The organism is Occultella glacieicola (assembly GCF_004353825.1).
Lineage (GTDB): Bacteria > Actinomycetota > Actinomycetes > Actinomycetales > Beutenbergiaceae > Occultella > Occultella glacieicola.
This window is the reverse complement of record NZ_SMNA01000004.1, coordinates 184,641-203,464: the sequence shown is the minus strand read 5'-3', so window position 1 is coordinate 203,464 and position 18,824 is coordinate 184,641. Positions and strand designations below refer to the sequence as shown.

Annotated in this window: 12 protein-coding genes; 6 read left to right on the top strand and 6 right to left on the bottom strand. The window is 72.3% G+C overall.

All coding sequences use genetic code 11. From position 1 onward, the window contains the following. Positions 1-44 precede the first annotated feature (44 nt). The 3 genes from EXU48_RS08860 to EXU48_RS08850 all read left to right on the top strand — a co-directional run bounded on the left by EXU48_RS08860 (position 45) and on the right by EXU48_RS08850 (position 5,698). The gene (locus EXU48_RS08860) at positions 45-4,709 is read left to right on the top strand and encodes a golvesin C-terminal-like domain-containing protein (RefSeq protein ID WP_133107298.1); all 4,665 of its coding nucleotides are present in this window, start codon (positions 45-47) and stop codon (positions 4,707-4,709) included. Between the two features lie 135 nt (positions 4,710-4,844). Beyond that, the gene (locus EXU48_RS08855) at positions 4,845-5,318 is read left to right on the top strand and encodes a hypothetical protein (protein WP_133107297.1); all 474 of its coding nucleotides are present in this window, start codon (positions 4,845-4,847) and stop codon (positions 5,316-5,318) included. 29 nt (positions 5,319-5,347) lie between these two features. Then, positions 5,348-5,698 carry a UBP-type zinc finger domain-containing protein gene (locus tag EXU48_RS08850; RefSeq protein WP_133107296.1) on the top strand — a complete coding sequence of 117 codons (351 nt, stop codon included), beginning with the start codon at positions 5,348-5,350 and terminating at the stop codon, positions 5,696-5,698. 126 nt (positions 5,699-5,824) lie between these two features. Here the strand turns inward: EXU48_RS08850 and EXU48_RS08845 are convergent, their stop codons facing one another. The 5 genes from EXU48_RS08845 to EXU48_RS08825 form a co-directional block, all read right to left on the bottom strand. Continuing rightward, positions 5,825-6,202, bottom strand: coding sequence for a VOC family protein (locus tag EXU48_RS08845; protein ID WP_133107295.1), 378 nt, complete (start codon positions 6,200-6,202; stop codon positions 5,825-5,827). 47 nt (positions 6,203-6,249) lie between these two features. After that, positions 6,250-8,799, bottom strand: coding sequence for an alpha-L-rhamnosidase (locus tag EXU48_RS08840; protein WP_235856921.1), 2,550 nt, complete (start codon positions 8,797-8,799; stop codon positions 6,250-6,252). A 118-nt stretch (positions 8,800-8,917) separates the two neighbouring features. Beyond that, the gene (locus EXU48_RS08835; RefSeq protein WP_133107294.1) at positions 8,918-10,813 is read right to left on the bottom strand and encodes an ABC transporter ATP-binding protein; all 1,896 of its coding nucleotides are present in this window, start codon (positions 10,811-10,813) and stop codon (positions 8,918-8,920) included. 245 nt (positions 10,814-11,058) lie between these two features. After that, positions 11,059-12,435 carry a hypothetical protein gene (locus EXU48_RS08830; protein WP_133107293.1) on the bottom strand — a complete coding sequence of 459 codons (1,377 nt, stop codon included), beginning with the start codon at positions 12,433-12,435 and terminating at the stop codon, positions 11,059-11,061. Between the two features lie 60 nt (positions 12,436-12,495). Continuing rightward, complete coding sequence (locus EXU48_RS08825; RefSeq protein WP_133107292.1) at positions 12,496-13,329, bottom strand: helix-turn-helix transcriptional regulator; 834 nt, start codon at positions 13,327-13,329, stop codon at positions 12,496-12,498. Between the two features lie 197 nt (positions 13,330-13,526). On the opposite strand from EXU48_RS08825, the gene EXU48_RS08820 reads away from it, so the two are divergent. Beyond that, positions 13,527-14,480, top strand: a complete 954-nt coding sequence (locus tag EXU48_RS08820) for an SDR family oxidoreductase (protein WP_133107291.1) — start codon at positions 13,527-13,529, stop codon at positions 14,478-14,480. Here the strand turns inward: EXU48_RS08820 and EXU48_RS08815 are convergent. After that, the gene (locus tag EXU48_RS08815; protein ID WP_133107290.1) at positions 14,470-16,437 is read right to left on the bottom strand and encodes a hypothetical protein; all 1,968 of its coding nucleotides are present in this window, start codon (positions 16,435-16,437) and stop codon (positions 14,470-14,472) included. The genes EXU48_RS08820 and EXU48_RS08815 overlap by 11 nt on opposite strands. A gap of 199 nt (positions 16,438-16,636) precedes the next feature. On the opposite strand from EXU48_RS08815, the gene EXU48_RS08810 reads away from it, so the two are divergent. Together EXU48_RS08810 and EXU48_RS08805 are read left to right on the top strand one after the other, a co-directional pair. Beyond that, positions 16,637-17,476 carry an IclR family transcriptional regulator gene (locus EXU48_RS08810; RefSeq protein WP_165962736.1) on the top strand — a complete coding sequence of 280 codons (840 nt, stop codon included), beginning with the start codon at positions 16,637-16,639 and terminating at the stop codon, positions 17,474-17,476. After that, positions 17,473-18,810, top strand: a complete 1,338-nt coding sequence (locus tag EXU48_RS08805) for an FAD-dependent oxidoreductase (RefSeq protein ID WP_133107288.1) — start codon at positions 17,473-17,475, stop codon at positions 18,808-18,810. Before EXU48_RS08810 ends, EXU48_RS08805 begins: the two co-directional genes overlap by 4 nt. The last annotated feature ends 14 nt before the right edge of the window (positions 18,811-18,824 follow it).

Below are 18,824 nucleotides of genomic sequence, written 5' to 3'. Positions count from 1 at the left end.
ATGAAGCCATAAGTGCGATCACCACTCCAGATAGTGTTGCCGGCATGTCCAGGCGGTCGGCGATCCGCCTCCTCGTCGGTGCCGCGGTCCTGCCGCCCGTGCTCGGCGCGATGAACCCGACCGCGGCCGCGGCCGACTCGGTGACGAACCTGCCGCTACCGGATGCTCTGCGCCGGATCGAGATGCCGGATCTCGAACTGACCGAACTGCTCCAGGTCACCGGTCCTCGGCACCGGCTGACCATGCACCGGGCCGCCTGGACCGGCGGCGGCACCTACGTGCGCGACCTCGAGGTGCGCACCCCGTCCGGCTGGCTGCCGGTGACCTCACCCGAGCGGCGTTTCGACGAGCAGTGGGTGGTGTTCACCGGCGAGGAGGGGAGCCCGAACGACTACTACGCGTCGATGCACTCGAACTGGGTCGCGTTCGACTCGATGGAACAGGTCGGCCGGCGCACCGTGGAGTTGCGCAGCAGCGTGCCCGGTGTGTACGACCTCGTGGTCCGCTGGAACCTCGAGGGCAGCGATCCCGAACTGCAGTGGACCGTGACCGCGGCGCAGGCCCAGCACTACGTGGTCGGCTACCAGTCGTTCGACACGCTGGCAGCCGAGGACGTCGACGAGGTGTTGTGCGGGACCCGCCAGCACGCCCGGGTGATCGAGGACGCCCAGTCCCTCGGCGCCTGGGAGCTCATGGCACCGATGACGTTGGCCGAGCACCGCATCGACGACGCCCCCGTCACCCTCGGCCTGTACACCCCGCGCGACGTCCTGGAGTTCGAACACGAACGCGAGCTCGGGCCGGACGGGCAACCGTTCGGGATGAGCCTGCGCAACGACACCCGCGACGTCCAGCCGGTCGCGTACGCACCCCAGGCCGGGCGACGGTCCGCCCTCGAGGCGGGCGAGTCCTTCGGCTACGCGTTCGGGGTCTGCGCCCGGTCCGGGCCGTTGCACGAGGCGTACGCCGAGGTGGTCCACGACGAGTACGGCTACACCGACTACCGCGCGAACATCTTCGACACCTCGCTGACCCAGACCGTGTTCAACCTGATCGACCTGACCATGATCGAGCCGGCCGACGACGACAGCGAGGACTTCGTCCCCTCGTTCAGCGGGTGGTGGAACCGCGCGAAGGGGTTCGTCGACATCGAGAACGACCAGTCGGTCCGGACGCCGATCGCCGGGGTGCTGCTGTCCGCGTTCTACCTGACCGGCCGGGGGGACCTCTACGCGCGTCGCGCCCTGCCCCTGATCGAGTACCAGCTGTCCCGGGCCGACATCGGCCACTCGCCGATCAAGGGCAAGCCGGTCTACGGCAGCCTCGAGAAGTACCGCGTCGGGCAGATCCCGGGCGACGCCTCCACCCTGGTTCCGCTCTACCGGCAGACCCGCGGCCAGAGCGCGGGCCTGCACCGGCTCGCCATGCGCATGATCGCCCAGCGCCCCGCCAAGGACGCCCGGACCCCGATGAGCACGCCGCTGCAGGCCTACGAACTCACGGGCAACCCCGCCTACCTGGCCGAGGCGAGGGCCGAGGGGCGGCGCTACCTCCGGGACAACATCGTCACCGCCTACACAACGAACCAGGGCGAGAACGGCTTCGGCTACAACTATTCGAAGGCCTGGACCGAACTGCTCGTCCTGTTCGAGCTCACCGGGGAGACCGACTTCCTCGACGCCTCGCTCGCCGAGGCCCGCCGTTACATCACCCAGACGCAGGTCCGCCCCGTTCCGCGCGGGAACGTCCGAGTCCCGAACCAACCGTTCATCGATGCCCAACTCGACCGGTGGTCGGACAGCCCGGTCCTGCCGGACTACCCCCTCGACGACATCCCCACCGAGTCGGTGCCGGCCTGGACCGTCTCGACCAGCGGGGTGACCTTCGAGCAACTGAGCACCTTCAAGATCGGCCGTGGCATCGAGAACCCCGGCGGCGGATTCTCGATGATCCCGGTGTGGGCGCCGTTCCTGCTCCGCCTCGCACAGCACACCGGCGACACCCTGATCCGGGAGGTCGCGCACAACCTGGTCGTCGGCCGGTTCACGAACTATCCGGGCTATTACAACCGCCAGTTCGTGGCCGCCAACATGAAGCCGGACTTCCCGCTCACCGGCCCGCCCGGCACCACCTGCATCTACTTCCACCACATCCCGGCCCAGCTCGGCCTCGCCCTCGACTACCTGATCACCGAGCACCTCACCCGATCCGCAGGGCAGATCAGCTTCCCCCGTCAGTTCGAGTCGAACTACGTGTTCTTCAAGTACTCCACGTACGGGCACGCACCCGGCACGTTCTACGGCGAGGACGGTGTCTGGCCGTACTTCCCGCCCGGCATCGTGGACGTCTCGGACCATCAGCTCAACTGGATCACCGCCGTCGGGAACGACAGCCTCTATCTGAGCCTGACGAGCGAGGCGGACACCCCCACCATGGCCACCGTGACGTTCTCCCCGGAACTCACCGGCCTGCAGACGCGGGCCCGGTACCGGGCCGAGCTGATCAACGCGGACGGCACCCGGGAGAGCACCACCATCCGCGGCGGGAGGCTGCGCGTGCAGGTCCCGGCGAAGGGGCTGCGCGCCGTCGTGATCCGGGAGGTGACCATCGACGTCCCGTGGCACTGGGTGCCCACGGCGACGGACCGCTCGGACGCGAGCTTCCACGAGGAGGACACCGATCCGGCGTCGAACTTCGGCCTGGTCCGTGCGCTGCTGCTGCCGCGGCCGGCCCGGGACGGCTACGACGCGTACGTCCAGATCGACACCGAGACGCCCACCACCCTGAGCTACCGGGTCGGCGAGCAGGACTGGCAGGACGCACCGGCGAAGGTGTTCCCCTACGAATGGACCATCGGTGTCGACGACCCCACGGCCACGTTCGGCTACCGGCTCACGAACGCCGACACCGCCACGACCGAGCACACGCTACGGCTTCCGCCGTCCGTCACCGGGATCTGCCCTCCTGGCATGGACGCCTCCGGCGAGATCGAGATCGGCCCGGACACCACGCCGGGTGACACCACTCGGGCCCGCGTCCGGGTCCGCAACGGCACCGACTCCGACCTGACGTCGGCGCAGGTCCAGCTGGGCCTACCTGACGGCTGGACCGCGGAGCCCGTCGACGCACCGAGCCTGGTGCCGGCCGGCGGTTCCGCCGACTGGAGCTTCGACGTCACGGTCCCGGCCGCGCAGCCCGCGGGGACCGTCACCCTGGCCGCGACCGCCGGCTGGTCCGGTGGCACCGCGGACCTCGACGGTGCCGACGTGACCGTTCTGGCGCCACTGCGGATCTCGGCGCTCACGGCAGCGCCGTCCCGCCTCGCGCTGCCCGGTGGATCCACCGAGGTGACCCTGGCCGTCCTCAACGTCGGCCCGCTCGCACTCTCCGGCACGCTCACCGTGAGCGTGCCCGCTGGTTGGACGGCCACGGCCACCACGGTCACCTACGACGTGCCCGGCCGCGAGGAGCGCGAGTACGCCTTCACCCTCACCTCGCCCGCCTCGGCGCGCCCCGGCACCGGGCACCGCCTCGTCGCGACCCTCGAGACCGGCGCCGAGCGTGCCCTGACCATCCAGATCGCCGGCTCGGAGGTCATCGTCGACAACTCCGACCTGTGGCCCCGCTATGCGGAGTCCGGGTTCTGGCTGCCCAGCACCCTCGCGGGCTGGAACGGCACGGCGACCCGGTTCAGCGAGGAGGGCAAACTCGGTGGCACGGCCACCTGGCGCCCGGACCTGCGGACCGGCGGCCACTACGACGTCGCGATCTGGTACCCGACGAACCCCGAGACCACCCGGGCGGCGATCTACACGGTGCATCACCTGGGCGGCGTGGACGAGTTCGAGGTCGACCAGCAGGCCGGCGCGAACGGCTGGTTCACCCTCGGCCGGTTCGAGTTCGAGGCCGGTTCCGACGGCTTCGTCCAGGTCGAGGTGCGCAACCCCGGGTTCCACCGGATCGACGCGACCCGTTTCCTGCCGGTCGACGCGGCCGCCCTGCGCCCGGCCATCGAGGCCCTGACCGCGGCGCCGGTGGCGGCGCCCGGTGCCGCCACGACGCTCACCGCCACGATCCGCAGCCAGGCGCAGGCCCCGGTCCGGGGCGACGCGACGCTCCGGACGCCGCCCGGCTGGACGATCGTTCCGGCGGCTGTCCCCGTCGACCTGGCCGCGGAGAGTTCGGTGGACGTGGAGTTCACCCTGACCGCGCCCACCGACGCCGTGGCCGGCTCCCAGCACGAGATCGTGCTCGACCTCGGCGATGCCTCCGCGGCCACGGCCGTCGCGATCACGGCGGTGGACCAGGCCGGGATCATCCTCGTCGACAACGAGGACCCCGGCTACGCCGAGTCCGGCACCTGGAGCCCGAGCAGCCTGCCCGGTCACGACGGCAGCCCCAGCCGGTACGCGGGTGGACTCACGGGGGCCGCGTGCTCCTGGGCCGCCGGCACCCCGGCGGGCCGGTACCGGGTGAGCGTGTGGTTCCCCGGCAACGCGACCACGACGACCGCAGCGCCGTACACGGTGGTGACCTCCGACGGCGACGTGGTGGTGGTCGTCGACCAGAAGGCGGACGCCGGGGCGTGGCGACAACTCGGCTTCTTCGACCTCGCACCGGAGACCGCCGCGGTCCGGCTGGAGACGACGGCGTCGGGACACTTCCGCAGCGATGCCGCACGTTTCGAGCCGGTCGTCGGCGCCCGGTGAGGCCACGCGGGCCGGGCCGGTGGCAGGCGGCACGCAGATCCGTGCCCGGAACGGGGGTCACAAAACTGCGCGCGCCGGGTACGTTTGGGCGTAGTCATCGCTGCCACCGTCGGTTCGGAAGGGGCCCGGTCGCGCATGGGCGCCACGAAGCACGTCCTGCGGAGAGTCGCGCACACCTCGATCGACCTCGCCACCGGGTCCGTGTCGACGATCACGGGTCGGCTGCCCTATCTGGTCCTGACGCCCACCGACGACCCGGGCGTGATCGCCGACCTCGCCGACGCCCTCGGTCTGCCCGATGCGGGCCGGTTCGAGGCCGAGCACCCACCGGTGTTCGCCCGCACGGTCAAGCCCCGGTTCCACATCGAGCCGGTCCCCTCGGAACCGGAGGCCACCGCGCTGGCGCTCACGCACGCCAAACGGGGCCCGGTGCTGACCTGGCCGGCGGACCTGCGCACCCTCATGGAGGTGACCCGTGGCGGGCAGGCGCTCCTGCTCCTCGGCGTCGCCGTGCGGGCCGACGGCCAGCCGCTGCACGACTACCTCGCCCGCACCGAGGTGCACTCCGGCTGGATCGACGTGCTCCGCGACCGGGTCACGACCGCCTGAGGACCCGACCGACCGAGAGAGGCACCGCGATGAGTGACGGCCCCCAGATCGATGCCACCGTGCCCCCGAGCGGGACCGGCTGCCAGGAGTGCGAGGTCGCGGGCGGCTGGTGGGTGCACCTGCGCCGGTGCGCCGCGTGCGGGCACGTCGGTTGTTGCGACAGTTCACCCAGCCGGCACTCCACCGCCCACTTCCGCGAGACCGGGCACGAGCTGATGCGCTCGTTCGAGCCGGGCGAGGACTGGTACTGGAACTTCCGCACCGAAACCACGGTCACGGGTCCGGAACTGGCCCCACCGAGCTCACACCCGGTGGACCAGCCGACACCCGGACCGGCCGGCCGCGTCCCCGCCGACTGGCGCGCGCGCATCCACCGCTGACCCTGGTCCGAACGCGCGGTGACCCTCGGTCCCGACGCGACCGACGGCGCCCGACGGCGCCCGCCGGCGCCCGAGCAGGTTCGTGCGCGTTCGGCCGATGATGCGGTGGCCGGCGGCCGCCCGCCGTCAGTCGGCGTCGGCCACGCAGAACTCGTTGCCCTCCGGGTCCCCCAGGACCGTCCAGGAGTCCTGCTGCGCCACGATGGACGCGCCCAGGTCGACGAGCCGGGCCGCCTCGGCCATCCGGTCGTTCGCGGACAGGTCCACGTGCACCCGGTTCTTGACCGTCTTGGGCTCCGGCACCTGTTGGAGGAACAGCGTGGGGCCCGGCCCGTCGACCGCCACGGTCGGGTCGGTCTCGGGTGTGAGCCCGAGACTCGCGAGCCGGGCCACCTCGGCGTCGTCGTACGCGCGCACCTCGTAGCCGTCGAGGGCCGCGGCCCAGAACCGGGCCAGCGCCGGTGCGTCCCGGCAGTCGATGACGATCTCCCGCAGCGTGGCCACGGCTTCCTCCCTGCTGTCACCCGCCCGAGCCACAGACCCGGGCCTGTTCACCCGCTGAACGTATGCTCCCCCGCGCCCACCTTGACCGCGCCCCGCTTCACCCCGGGCGGGAACACCCGGGCCAGCACCCCGGGCGGGACGTTCACGTCGAGCCGCACCACGCCGTCGGGCTGCTTCTCCCACGAGACGGCGATCTCGCCGTACGGGCTCAGGTGGCGCACGGCCGCGTGCGTCAGTGGGCCGTCGGTGAGCGGATCCACCTCGACCTCCCGGTACCCGGGCAGGACCGGGGCCAGGCCGGCCACCCGCCGGTGCAGGAAGTTCGCGACGGCGCCGAGGGCGTAGTGGTTGAAGGAGGTCATCTCCCCCGGGTTGATCGAGCCGTCCGGCAGCATCGAGTCCCACCGCTCCCACACCGTGGTCGCGCCCATCGTGACCGGGTACAGCCAGGACGGGTTCTCGGTCTGCAACAGCATCGCGTAGGCGAGGTCGGTCTGCCCGGCGATGACCAGGGCGTCCAGGATCAGCGGCGTCCCGACGAACCCGGTCGCCACGGTCGCGTTCGCCTCGCGGACGAGCTCGGCGAGCCGCTCCCCGGCCCCCTCGACCTGGTCGCCGCTGCCGAGCAGGGCCCAGCACAGGGCGAGCGCGTACACGGTCTGGCAGTCGGAGCGCACCCGGCCCAGCGGCGTCACGTACGCGTTCTGGAACGCGGCCCGGGCCGTGTCCGCGAGGTCCTCGTACTCCGTGGCCAGGTCCGGGAGCCCGAGCGCGCGGGCCGCCCACGCGACCGTCTCCGTGGAGCGCACCAGGTAGGCCTGCTGGATCACATGCGGGTCGGCCTGGGCCGCCGCGGCATCGTCCGGCGGCGCGGTGGGGTCGAGCCAGTCCCCGTACTGGAAGCCGGTGCGCCAGAGGGCGGAGTCGTCCACCTCCGACCAGAGCCGGTCGACCCAGGCGCGCATCGACGGCAGTTGCCGCTCGAGCAGGTCCAGGTCCCCGTACCGCCGGTACAGCACCCACGGCACCATCGTCGCGGCGTCACCCCAGGCGGTCGCGATCACGTTGTCGTCACGGAGCACGTCCGGGATCACGACGGGCACCCCGCCGTCCGGCCGCTGGTCCGCGGCGAGGTCGCGCAGCCACGAGGACAGGAAACCGTCCACATCGAACAGGAACGCCGCGGTGCGGGCGAACACCTGGATGTCGCCGGTCCAGCCGAGCCGCTCGTCGCGCTGGGGGCAGTCGGTGGGAACGTCCAGGAAGTTGCCGCGGGTGCCCCACACGACGTTCTCGTGGAGCTGTTCCAGGAGCGGCTCGGAACAGGTGAACCATCCGGTGCGGGTCAGGTCCGAGCCCACGACGGCGGCGCTGACGTCCTCGACGCGCAGGTCGTCCACGCCGGTCACCTCGGCGTACCGGAAGCCGTGGAACGTCAGCTGTGGCGCGAGTTCGGTCTCGTCCGGGCCGGCCAGGTCATAGGTGTCCGTCGCCTCGGCCCTCCGGAGCGGGCGGGTGCCCAGCTCCCCGTGCTCGAGGACCTCCGCGTGGCGGACCGTGATCCGGTCGCCGGCGGCGTGGCCCCGGACGGTCAGATTCACCCAGCCGACCAGGTTCTGCCCGAAGTCGACCAGGACCTTGCCGCTCGGGCTACGGAGGATCCGGGCGGCGGGCAGCACCTGGGTGATCCGCGGCGGCGGCCCTTCGGGCGCGACCAGGATCCGCGGGTCCACGTCGAGGAGGTCGACGGGGCCCGGCGCACCGAGCTCCCCGAGCAGGCGCAGGTCGGTGTGCTGGCCGCCGTACAGGTCGTCGGCGAGCACGTGCGATGCGTGCGCCCGCCAGCTGCCGTCGGTGCCGACGGTCTCGACCCGGCCGTCCGCGTAGCGCAGCTCGAACTGGGCGAGCAGCGCCAGCCGGTCACCGTAGAGGTCACGGCGCAGGTCCCAGGTGAGCGCGCCGCGGTACCAGCCGTTGCCCAGGAGTGCGTCGACGTCGTTGGTGCCCTCGCGGAGCAGGTCGGTGACGTCGTACCCCTCGAACCGCAGGCGCTTGTGGTAGCTGGTCCAGCCGGGCGTGAGTTCGTCCGAGCCGACCCGGGTCCCGTTGATCCTGGCCCGGACCACGCCGAGTGCCGAGAGCAGCAGCCTGGCTCCGACCAGGCCCGGCCCCACCCTCACCGAGCCCACCACGATCGGGGCCGGGTCCGCGAGCCCGCCGAGGTGCCGCGGCGAGACGAAGCCGGCCACCCAGTCCTGCGGCGCCAACGGTGCCACATGGAAGGCGACCGGCTCGCTCCACGGCGACCATCCGGCGTCGCCGTGGTTCGTGCGTACGCGCACCGTGCCGTGCTCGCCGGCGGCGAGCGGCTCGTGCGGCCACGCGACTGAGACCTGCTCACGGCCGACGGCGCCCGTCACCGCGGCGGTCGCGGGGGCGGCGCCGGAGCGGGCGATCTCGACCTCGTAGCCGTCCTGTGGTGCGGCGCCGGCGGCGTGCCGCCAGCTCAGCCGCGGCGTCGGACTGCCGAGGCAGCCGGCGTGCTCGGTGCGGTCCAGGCGGAGGTCCTGGGGGGCGGTCGGCTCGGGGTCGGACACGTGTTTCGATACCTCCGTGGTGATCGGACGGCGAAGCTGCAAGGGCCCCCTCGTGGCACCACCGACCGTACACGTGCGCGGCTGGGAACCGCAGTGACAATTCGGGCGCGGCGGGGCGTCAGTGCCCCACCGACGGCGCTTCCTCGCCGTGCCGGCCACCCGCGAACTGGGTGCGGTACAGCTGTGCGTAGCGGCCGCCGTCGGCCAGCAGGGTGGCGTGGTCGCCGTGCTCGACGATCCGGCCGGACTCGACCACGAGGATCTGGTCGGCCCCGACCACGGTGGACAGCCGGTGCGCGATCACGAGTGCGGTGCGGCCCTCCAGTGCCGCACCGAGCGCGGCGCTGACGTCGGCCTCGGAGGTCGCGTCCAGACTCGACGTCGCCTCGTCCAGGATCACCACCCGCGGCCGCGCGAGCAGCAGCCGGGCGATCGTCAGCCGCTGCCGCTCGCCGCCGGAGAAGCGATAGCCGCGCTCGCCGATCACCGTCTCCAGCCCGTCCGGCAGCGCGGAGACCAGCTCGGCGAGCCGGGCCCGCTCGAGCGCCTGCCACAGGTCGGCGTCGGTGGCAGTGGCCGCGGCGTAGCGGAGGTTCTCCGCCACCGAGGCGTGGAACAGGTGCCCGTCCTGGGTGACCATCCCGAGCGCCCCGCGCAGGTCCGCGAAGGCCAGGTCGCGCACGTCCATGCCGCCGATCCGCACGGCTCCGGCGTCCACGTCGTACAGGCGCGGCAGGAGCGAGGCGATCGTCGACTTCCCGCTGCCGGAGGAGCCCACCAGCGCCACCACCTGCCCGGGCTCGGCCCGGAACGAGATCCCGTGGAGCACCTCGACACCCCCGCGGCGGTCCAGGGTGGCGACCTCCTCGAGCGAGGCCAGGGACACCTTGTCCGGGCTCGGGTAGCCGAACCGGACCTCGTCGAACTCGACCGTCAGCGGGCCGGCCGGGAGGGCCGCCGGGATCTCGGGTTCCTCGATCAGGGGCGGCAGGTCGAGCACCTCGAAGACCCGCTCGAAACTGACCACCGCCGTCATCGCGTCCACGCGTGCGCTCGCGAGCGCGGTCAGCGGGCCGTAGAGCTGGCCGAGGAGCAGGGCCAGGGTGACGACCGTGCCGGCCTCGAGCGATCCGGCGACGGCCATCCAGCCACCGAGCCCGTAGACCAGGGCGAGCGCCAGCGCGGAGACGAGGGTCAGCGCGAGCATGAAGACGCCCTGTCCCATCGCGGTGCGGACCCCGATCGTGGCGACCCGCCCGGCCCGGGCACCGAACTCGGCCTCCTCCGCCTCGGGGCGGCCGAAGAGTTTCACCAGGGTGGCTCCGGGAGCGGAGAACCGCTCCGTCATCTGCGTGGTCATCGAGGAGTTCAGGTTCGCGCGCTCCTTCTCCAACTGCGCCAGCCGCCCGCCCATCCGCCGGGCCGGGATCAGGAAGATCGGCAGCAGCACCAGCGCGAGCAAGGTGATCTGCCAGGACAGCCGCAGCATCACGACGAGCGTGAGGATCAGGGCGATCGCGTTCGTCACCACCCCGGAGAGGGTGAACGTGAAGGCCCGCTGGGCGCCGATCACATCGTTGTTCAGCCGGCTCACCAGCGCGCCGGTGCGGGTCCGGGTGAAGAACGCGATCGGCATCCGCTGCACATGCGAGTACACGGCTCGGCGCAGGTCCAGGATCAGCCCCTCCCCGATGGTCGCGGACAGCCACCGCGAGACCAGCCCCACCCCGGCGCTCACGAGCGCGACCGCGGCGATGGCGACGGCCAGCAGCACCACCGTGGCCGCCGGGCCGTCGGCGATGATGGCGTCCACCACGCGCCCGGCCAGCACCGGCGTCATCACCGTCAGCACCGCGCCGACCACGGACAGCGCGATGAAGCCGACCAGCTTGCGCTTGTGCGGTCGTGCGAAGCCACCGATCCGGCCGAGCGTCTCCCGCGTGAAGGTCCGCTTGGGCTGGTCGGTGCGCATCGCTGACTCGAGCGCGCGCCAGTGGCTGAAGTTCATGCTCATCCCCAGAGCATGCGACCTCAACCGTCGTTCAGGTCAACCGTTCCGCCACCGGCGAACGGCTGCGCCGCCGGCCCGCAGCCGACGTCCATCTTCAAACGTCCCAACTCGCAGGTGAAACGTTTGAGGATGGACGTCGGCCAAGAGAACAGCCTCAGCGATCGGCATCGCCGCGACCGGGATGGGCATCGCCGCGACTCGGACGGGAACCGCCGCGACCGGGATGGGGTCAACGAGCCTGCGCGCACCTAGTCGAAGTCGAAGTCGAAGTCGTCCAGACCATCGAGGATCCCGCCGAGCACCATCCCGCCGAGGACGCCGCCGAGCACCCCTTCGGCCCCGAACCCGCCACGGCGGCCCCGGCCGCCGCCGTACCCACCGCCCCAGCCGGAACCGCGGTCCTCGCCCCAGCCACCATCGCCGCCCCACTGCGACCGTTGTTCCTGCTCGCGCATGCGCGCGGCCTCGAGGTCCCGTCGTGCGAGCGCGGCCGCCTCCGCTGCGAGGTCGGCCGCCTGCCTGCCCTGGCTCAGTGCGGCCTGCGGGTCCTCGACGAGCGTGACGCCGCCCAGCAGTCGTTCCGCCTGGGCGAGCCGGGTCCTGGAGTCCGGGCCTGTGGATCCGGGGTGGTCGGCGATCAGCGTGCGTGCGAGTGCGACCTGCCGGTCGGCATCGGCAAGCGCCGCCTCCAGATGGGCACGGAGCCGCTCTCGTTCGGGCCGGCTCCGGCGTTCCCGAACGAGCCGGTCCAGGGCCTCGTTCGCGGCGCGGAGCCGACTCAGCGTGGTGAACGGGTCGCGCGCCGCCTCGCCGGTCGCCGCGGCGGCCACGGCCTCGTCGAGGGCGGCCGTGGCACCCTCGATCTCGTGGTCCGGGGCGGCCGCGAGCAGGTGTCGGGCCTCGACGATGTCGGACCGGGAGTCCGCCAGGACGGCGGTCAGGGTGGACTCGGCGTGGACCGCCTCCACCTCGTAGTCGGTGACCGCATCGAGGAGTTCGTCGGCGCGACGGATGCTGTCCGACGCGACCCGGATCGCCTTGGTCGCCTCCTCGCCGCGACCGGCGGTGTGCCGGCGCTCGGCGAGTCCGAGGCTGCGCTCGGTGAACTGCAGCAGTGCCTCCGCCTGATCCGGGTTGTCCGCGACGGCAACGATCGCCTCCTCGCTGTACCGGGTGGTCAGGGTCGCGAGCGCGGAGCGTGCCTCCGCCACCCGGCCCGCGACGTCCCCCGTCTCGGCGCGCAGCCGCGCGATCGCGGTCGGTGCGTCACGCAGCGCGGCTCGCCGGGTGGCGAACTCCGAGGCGGGGCCGCGCACCAGCCGGTCCACCTCGGCGGTGGTAGCGAGCACCCCGGCCTCGAGCTGTTGACGTTGCTGGGGGGTCTCCGGCTCGTCGTCCAGGAGCAGACCGTTGAGGCGGAACGCCTCCCGTAGCTGCGTGCGTGCCTGGGTGAGCGCGGCCGCGAGCTCACGGGTGTCGACCTCGCCGAACTCCGCGGTCGCGTAGCCGAGCTCGTCGGTGCCGCGGCGCACGGTCTCGTCGGCCCGAACGAGCGCCTCGGCGACCTCGGCGGTGACCTCCGGGGCTGGGCTCGGCTTCTGACGTCCGAAGATTCCGCCGAACATCGCACTCCTCACGTGGGTGGACTCCCATTATGCGGGCTGCGCGGGGGCACGACGCCCGGCTCAGCGCGAGGCTCCGACCACGGAGAGCATCCGGAGTCGCTCGTGACTCTCGCTGCCGGGGACGGCCGTGTAGACGAGCAGCCAGTGCGACTGGTCCGGGTCGAGCAGCCGCTGGCAGCTCAGTTCCAGAGGACCGACGTCCGGGTGAACGAAGTGCTTCACCTCGTGCGGACGGATGCCGATCTCATGATCGTCCCAGATGCGTCGGAACTCCTCACTCTGGTCCAGCAGCAGGTCGGCCAGCTGCGCGGCCCGGGACCGGGGGCCGCGGACCCCGACCACCTCGCGCAGACCGGCGGCGTACATCCGGCTGAGGAACCCGTGCTCCTGCGGGGCATGGATCAGCCGCGCCTGGGGGTCGGTGAACCAGCGGTACCCCTGGCTGCGGGCCGGGCCGGTGAAACGCGTCAGGTCACCGACGAGGGCCACGCCGAGCGGGGTCTGCCGCAGGGTCTCGCCGAGTTCGGTCGTGATCTCCGCCGGGGTATCGATCAGCCGGTCGAGCACGCGCAGCAGACCGGGGCTGATGTGGTCGCCGAACGCCCCCCGGGCCGGCGGGTTGTGCCCGGCGAGGCGGAACAGGTGGTCGCGCTCGTCGAGCGAGAGGTGCAGTCCCTGGGCGATCGAGGCGAGCATGCGCTCGGACGGGTGCGGACCCCGCTTCCGCTCGAGCCGGGAGTAGTAGTCGACGGACATGTGACACAGCGCCGCCACCTCCTCGCGACGTAGCCCGCCGGTGCGGCGGCGCGGGCCGCGCGGGAGACCGACGTCCTCCGGCTGCAGCGCCTCCCGTCGGCTCCGGAGGAAGTCCGCCAATCCGCTGCGATCGATCACGATGCTCCCTCTGCTCGGCTCCCGTCCTTGTTTCTACCCGGAGCTCGGGCGCTGCGCCACGGCCCATCGATCCCCCCTTGCGGTATTCGGGCGGCCCGGGGAGCCTCGGACCGGGAGGTCCTGGATATCGAGCGGCGATCGGCCCACGATCAGGTCGCAACGCGGGCACGCCCGCCCCACCGATCCGAAGGACCGCCATGCCACGTCATCTGCTCGACCATCCCGTGCCGGACCTGGCCGGACGACTCGCCCTGGTCACCGGCGCCAGCGACGGGATCGGCCTCGGCATCGCCGCTCGCCTGGCCGCGGCCGGCGCCGAGGTCGTCCTCCCGGTGCGCAACGCGCGCAAGGGCGAGGCGGCGGTGGAGCGGATCCGGGACGCACACCCGGGCGCACGGGTCTCGCTGCGCAGGCTGGACCTCTCCTCGCTCACGTCCGTGGCCGCGCTCGGCGAGGCCCTTCGCGGTGAGGGCCGCCCGATCCACCTCCTGATCAACAACGCGGGCGTGATGACGCCGCCGGACCGGCAGACCACGGCCGACGGCTTCGAGCTCCAGTTCGGCACGAACCACCTCGGCCACGTCGCCCTGGTCGGCGCGCTGCTGCCGCTGCTGCGGGCCGGCCGCGCCCGGGTCACCTCGCAGATCAGCATCGCCGCCCGCTCCGGCCGGATCAACTGGGACGATCTCGCCTGGGAGCGCGGGTATCGGGGGCAACGCGCCTACAGCCAGTCCAAGATCGCACTGGGGCTGTTCGGCCTGGAGCTCGACCGCCGCAGCACGGCGAACGGCTGGGGTATCACCAGCAACCTCGCCCACCCGGGCGTCGCCCCCACGAGCCTGCTCGCCGCCCGCCCCGAGCTCGGCCGCACCCAGGACTCGCCACAGGTCAGGGCAATCCGGGCGCTCTCGGCCCGCGGCATCCTCCTCGGCACCGTCGAGTCCGCGACGCTGCCGGCCCTGATGGCCGCGACCGACCCCGCTGCCCGGTCCGGTGTCCTGTACGGACCGAGCGGCCCGGGTCACCTCGGCGGCCCGCCCGCCGCGCAACGCCTCTACCCTCCCTTGCGCGGCGCCGGCGACGCCGCCCGGATCTGGGACGTCTCGCAACGGCTCACCGGATCCCCGTTCCCGGCGGGCCTCAGCCGGTGAACGTGTAGGCGATCCGTCCGGCCCGCCCGTGTGGGACCCGCAGCATGTGGGCCCGACGGCGGCCGTCGGCGAAGTAGGTCCGCTCCGTCGGGGTGAGGGTCACCTCGACGGCGGAGCCCCAGTCGATCACGAGGCTCACCTGGCCGCGGGTCAGCGTCGCCGAGGTGGCGACGGCGGTGGTGGCGGTCCCGTACTCGGCTCTCGTGCCGTCGGACCAGCGCAGGTCGTCGGTCGGCATCAGGACGAGCGGGATCTGCTCGCGGGCGTCCATCGTCGTGGTGATCTCGCGGACCAGACCGTCGTCGGTGAGCAGGGCGGCGCCGGTCACGTTGCCGCCGGTGGTGGTCCAGCCGATGCCGAGGTCACCGACGTCGGAGACGTCGGTGACGATGTGGCCGTGCGTGACCGGGCCGTCGTAGAACGTCGGCGCGAGGTTCGACGCACCGTCGGTGCCGCCAGCCGCGAACACGCTCGCCCAGCACTCGGTGTTCGAGTTCTGCCCGCCGTGCACGAACACGCCGCCCTCGGGGTGCCAGAGCAGCCCGAACCCGGCCCGGACCACCCCGTTCGGGCGGGTTCCGAAGAAGGCCTGCACGTAGTGGCTGGGCCGGCGCACGAACAGGTAGTACTGGTCCTGGGGGTCGGTGCGCAGTTCGGTGAACCGGCGCCGGCGCACGGGTGGCATCTGCGCGAGCGCGAGGTCCTTGGCGCGCCGGCTCGGGTAGTCCTCGCCATATCCGATGTTCGCGGGGATCCGTGGGTTCACGGCCCCCGGCGTCAGCGCGGGCACCGGGTCGGGGTCGGCGGCCCACTCGGCCCGGATCCGGTCCCGGTCTCCCGCGGTGGTGTAGAACGGCCGCAGCGCAGGCACCCGGCCCGAGAGCACCGAGCCCAGGTCGCGCTGCTGGAAGTCGGTGGTGGCGTCGTCCAGGAAGTACATCGGGGTGCGGGCGGCGCCGGACGCGAACGAGATGAGCCCGGAGCCGTCGGGCTCGGGCACGTTCGCGTATCCGAGCCAGTCCGCGAGGCGACGCACCAACGGCAGCAGCACCGGGTGGCCGAGGGCCTCGTGGATCTCGATCACCTCGGTGAGGGTCACGTTCAGGTTGTAGGCGATGTCCATCCCGCGGGGCTCGTAGAGGAACCCGGCTGGGCTCTGCCCGTGCGCGGCGAGGTAGTCGACACGGTTTCTCAACAGGGCCTGCAGCGCCGGGTCCGGGTCGAGCGTCAGGGCCTTCGCCGCACCGGCCAGCCCGGCCATGGGCTGGTTCACGAACTCGACCCGCTCGGGTTGCCAGATGCCGGTGTTCGCCGGGTCGAGGAACCAGGTCATGGCGGCGTACATCGCCGTGCTGAGCGCGGCCCGCCGTTGCGGCAGCAGGTCCGCGGCGCGCAGGTGCGCCAGGGTCTTGCTCAGGTAGCCGAGCGCGAACGCGGTGGCCGCCCTGGAGCGCTCCTGAGGTTCGTACTCCGGCCAGGAGCCGTCCTCGTGCTGCAGCCGCAGGTAGTGGTCGAGCGCCGCGTCCAGCCGGGCCAGCAGCGCCGGATCCCCCACGTACGGGTTCCACGACCGTTCGGTCGTGACGAACCAGGCGAGCACGTACACGAGTTCGCTGATGCGGGCGTTGAACGGTTCGGCAGGGCTGCGCCACCAGCCCCCGTGGATGAAGCCACGCAGTTCGGTGTCGGTGTCGTCGACGTCGTTGGCGATGTCGGCGAGCGTGACCAGGAAGGTCGCGAACCGCTGCTCGGCGGGTTCGAAGGAGGTCCGGTCCGGCTGACCGTCGGGAAGCGCAGCCACAGGGGGCAGCGGACCGGCGGAGGACGGGGCACCGTGCGCAGGCAGCGCGAACGGGGCCCCGGCGAACACCGAACCGGCGGCGGCGCCGACGGTGGCGAGGCCGCCGAGCAGCACGGCGCGGCGGCGTGGGCGACGGACGGTGGGTGAGGTCGACATCGACTGCCCTTCCGAGAGCGGCTGGCACGGGACCAAGTCAGCCCCGTTGCGTTGACACGTTTCAAACGTAGCCGCTACCGTCGGATTACGCCATAGTGTCGCAAGCAGTTCGATAATGTCGAACAGTGATAGGACATGCGAGCACCCGCGAGCACAACCGATCGAGAACCGACCGAACCCCGACGAGGAGGTGACGCCCATGACCGACGACGCGACCGCCCCACCCGGGGCAGCCCAGGGCACCCCGCGCAGCCCGATCCAGGTCATCGACCGCTCGGTCGCGCTTCTGCATGCCCTGGCCGACGCCGGACCGGGCGGACTCGCCCTCAAGGACCTGACCACCGCCGTCGGCCTCCGACCCTCGACGGGACGTACCCTGCTGAGCGCGCTCGTCACCCATGGCCTGGTGCGCCAGTCGGAGCCGGAGCGGCGCTACCTGCTCGGACCCACGTTCTTCCAGCTGAACCGCGCCTACGTGGAGCAGTCCGATCTGGCGTCCGTGGCCGCACCGGTGCTGCGGGAACTGTGGCTCGCCACCGACGAGACCGTGCACCTGTCCGTCCTCAAGGACGCCCGGCGGGTCGACCTGTCCGTCCTGGTCAGCCAGCAACTGCTGAACATCAACCCGACGGTCGCCCGGTTCACCGACGACGGCGCCGCCCTGCCGTTCCGCACGGCCGCCGGGAAGATCCTGTTCGCCGGGCAGAGCGCCGCGAGACGGGCCGCGATGCTCGAGGGAGCGCCCTGGCGGGCTGCCCTCGACCGCACCCCGGCGGAGCTCGACGACCTGGTCGAGCAGGTGCTGGCGCAGGGATACGCGACGAACTTCGAGGAGGAGGAGCCGGGCGTGTGCGGGGTCGCCGCGCCGGTCCGCGACCACACCGGACGCACCATCGCCGCCCTGTGCGTCGGCTACCCGTCCGTTCGGCACTCACCGCTGCATGCGGAGGCGCTGCGCACCGCCGTCGTCGAGTCGGCCGCCGAACTCTCGGCGCTGCTGGGTGCCGTCACCCGAAAGACTGCGGAGGAATCCACGTGACCGAGCACTACGACGTGATCGTGATCGGCGGCGGCCCCGCCGGCTGCCCCGCCGCGGTCCAGGCGGCCCGGCTGGGCGCCCGCACCCTGCTGGTCGAGAAGAACGGCGCCCTCGGCGGCACCACCACCGTGGCCGGCGTCGCACTGCCCGGCCTGTTCCACGCGTGGGGCCGGCAGATCATCGCCGGCATCGGCTGGGACATGGTGCGCCGCTCCGTGGCGCTCACCGGGCGTGAGCTCCCCGACTTCACGCAGTGGGAACTGCCCCATTACAAGCTCCAGGTTCCGGTCAGCCCCGCGATCTACGCGTCCGTGATCGACGAGACCGTGGTCGCCTCCGGCGCGGACCTGCTGCTGCACACGATGGTCGCGCGGGTGCGCCGGAGCTCGACCGGGTGGGACGTGACCCTGTGCACCAAGGAGGGGTTGATCGACCTCACCACCACGATGCTCGTGGACGCCACCGGGGACGCGGACGTGGTCGCCCACGCCGGCCTGCCCCGGCACGCGAACCCGAACCGGCAGCCCGGCACGATCATGGTCCGGTTCGGCGGCTACGACCCGAAGACCCTGGACTACGAGGTCCTCGACGCGGCGTACGAGCGCGCGATCGACGCCGGGGACCTGGTGCCGGGCGACCTCCAGCTGTTCACGAAGCCGATGCACAAGTTCCTGCGCAACCACGGCGAGAACGCGATCCACGTCCCCGGGATCGAGGGCGGCACGTCCGCCGCGAAGACCGCCGCCGAGCTCGCCGGCCGCCGCACGTTGATGCGCGTGCACAACTTCCTACGCGCCCTGCCCGGACTCGAGGGGCTCACCGTGGACCGGTGGGCGATCGAGACCGGCGTCCGGGAGACGTACACGATCGACGGGCTGACCCGCGTCACAGCCGTCGACTACACGAACGGCCGCCTCTGGGACGACGCGGTGAGCTTCAGCTTCTACCCGATCGACGTGCACAACCACGACGGCGACGGCATCGACATCCGGCCGCTCACGTTCGGCACGTTCCCGACGATCCCCCGTGGCGCGATGATCCCGCGCGGCAGCACGAACCTCGTGGTCGCCGGCCGGGCCATCGCGGGCGACCAGGACGCGAACTCCGCCTACCGGGTGCAGGCGTCCTGCATGGCGATGGGGCAGGCCGCCGGCGCCATCACCGCGCTCGCCGCCGGTTCCGCGGCTGCCGCGGTGGACGTGCCCATCGAGGACGTCCGCGCGGCCCTGCGCGCGCACGGCGCGATCGTGCCCGGCGACCCGGACGCACCGCGCACCGAGGCCCAGTCCTCCTCGACCGAACTGGCCACCCCGGACCGGACCCACGTCAGCTGATCAGCCCCCATCCC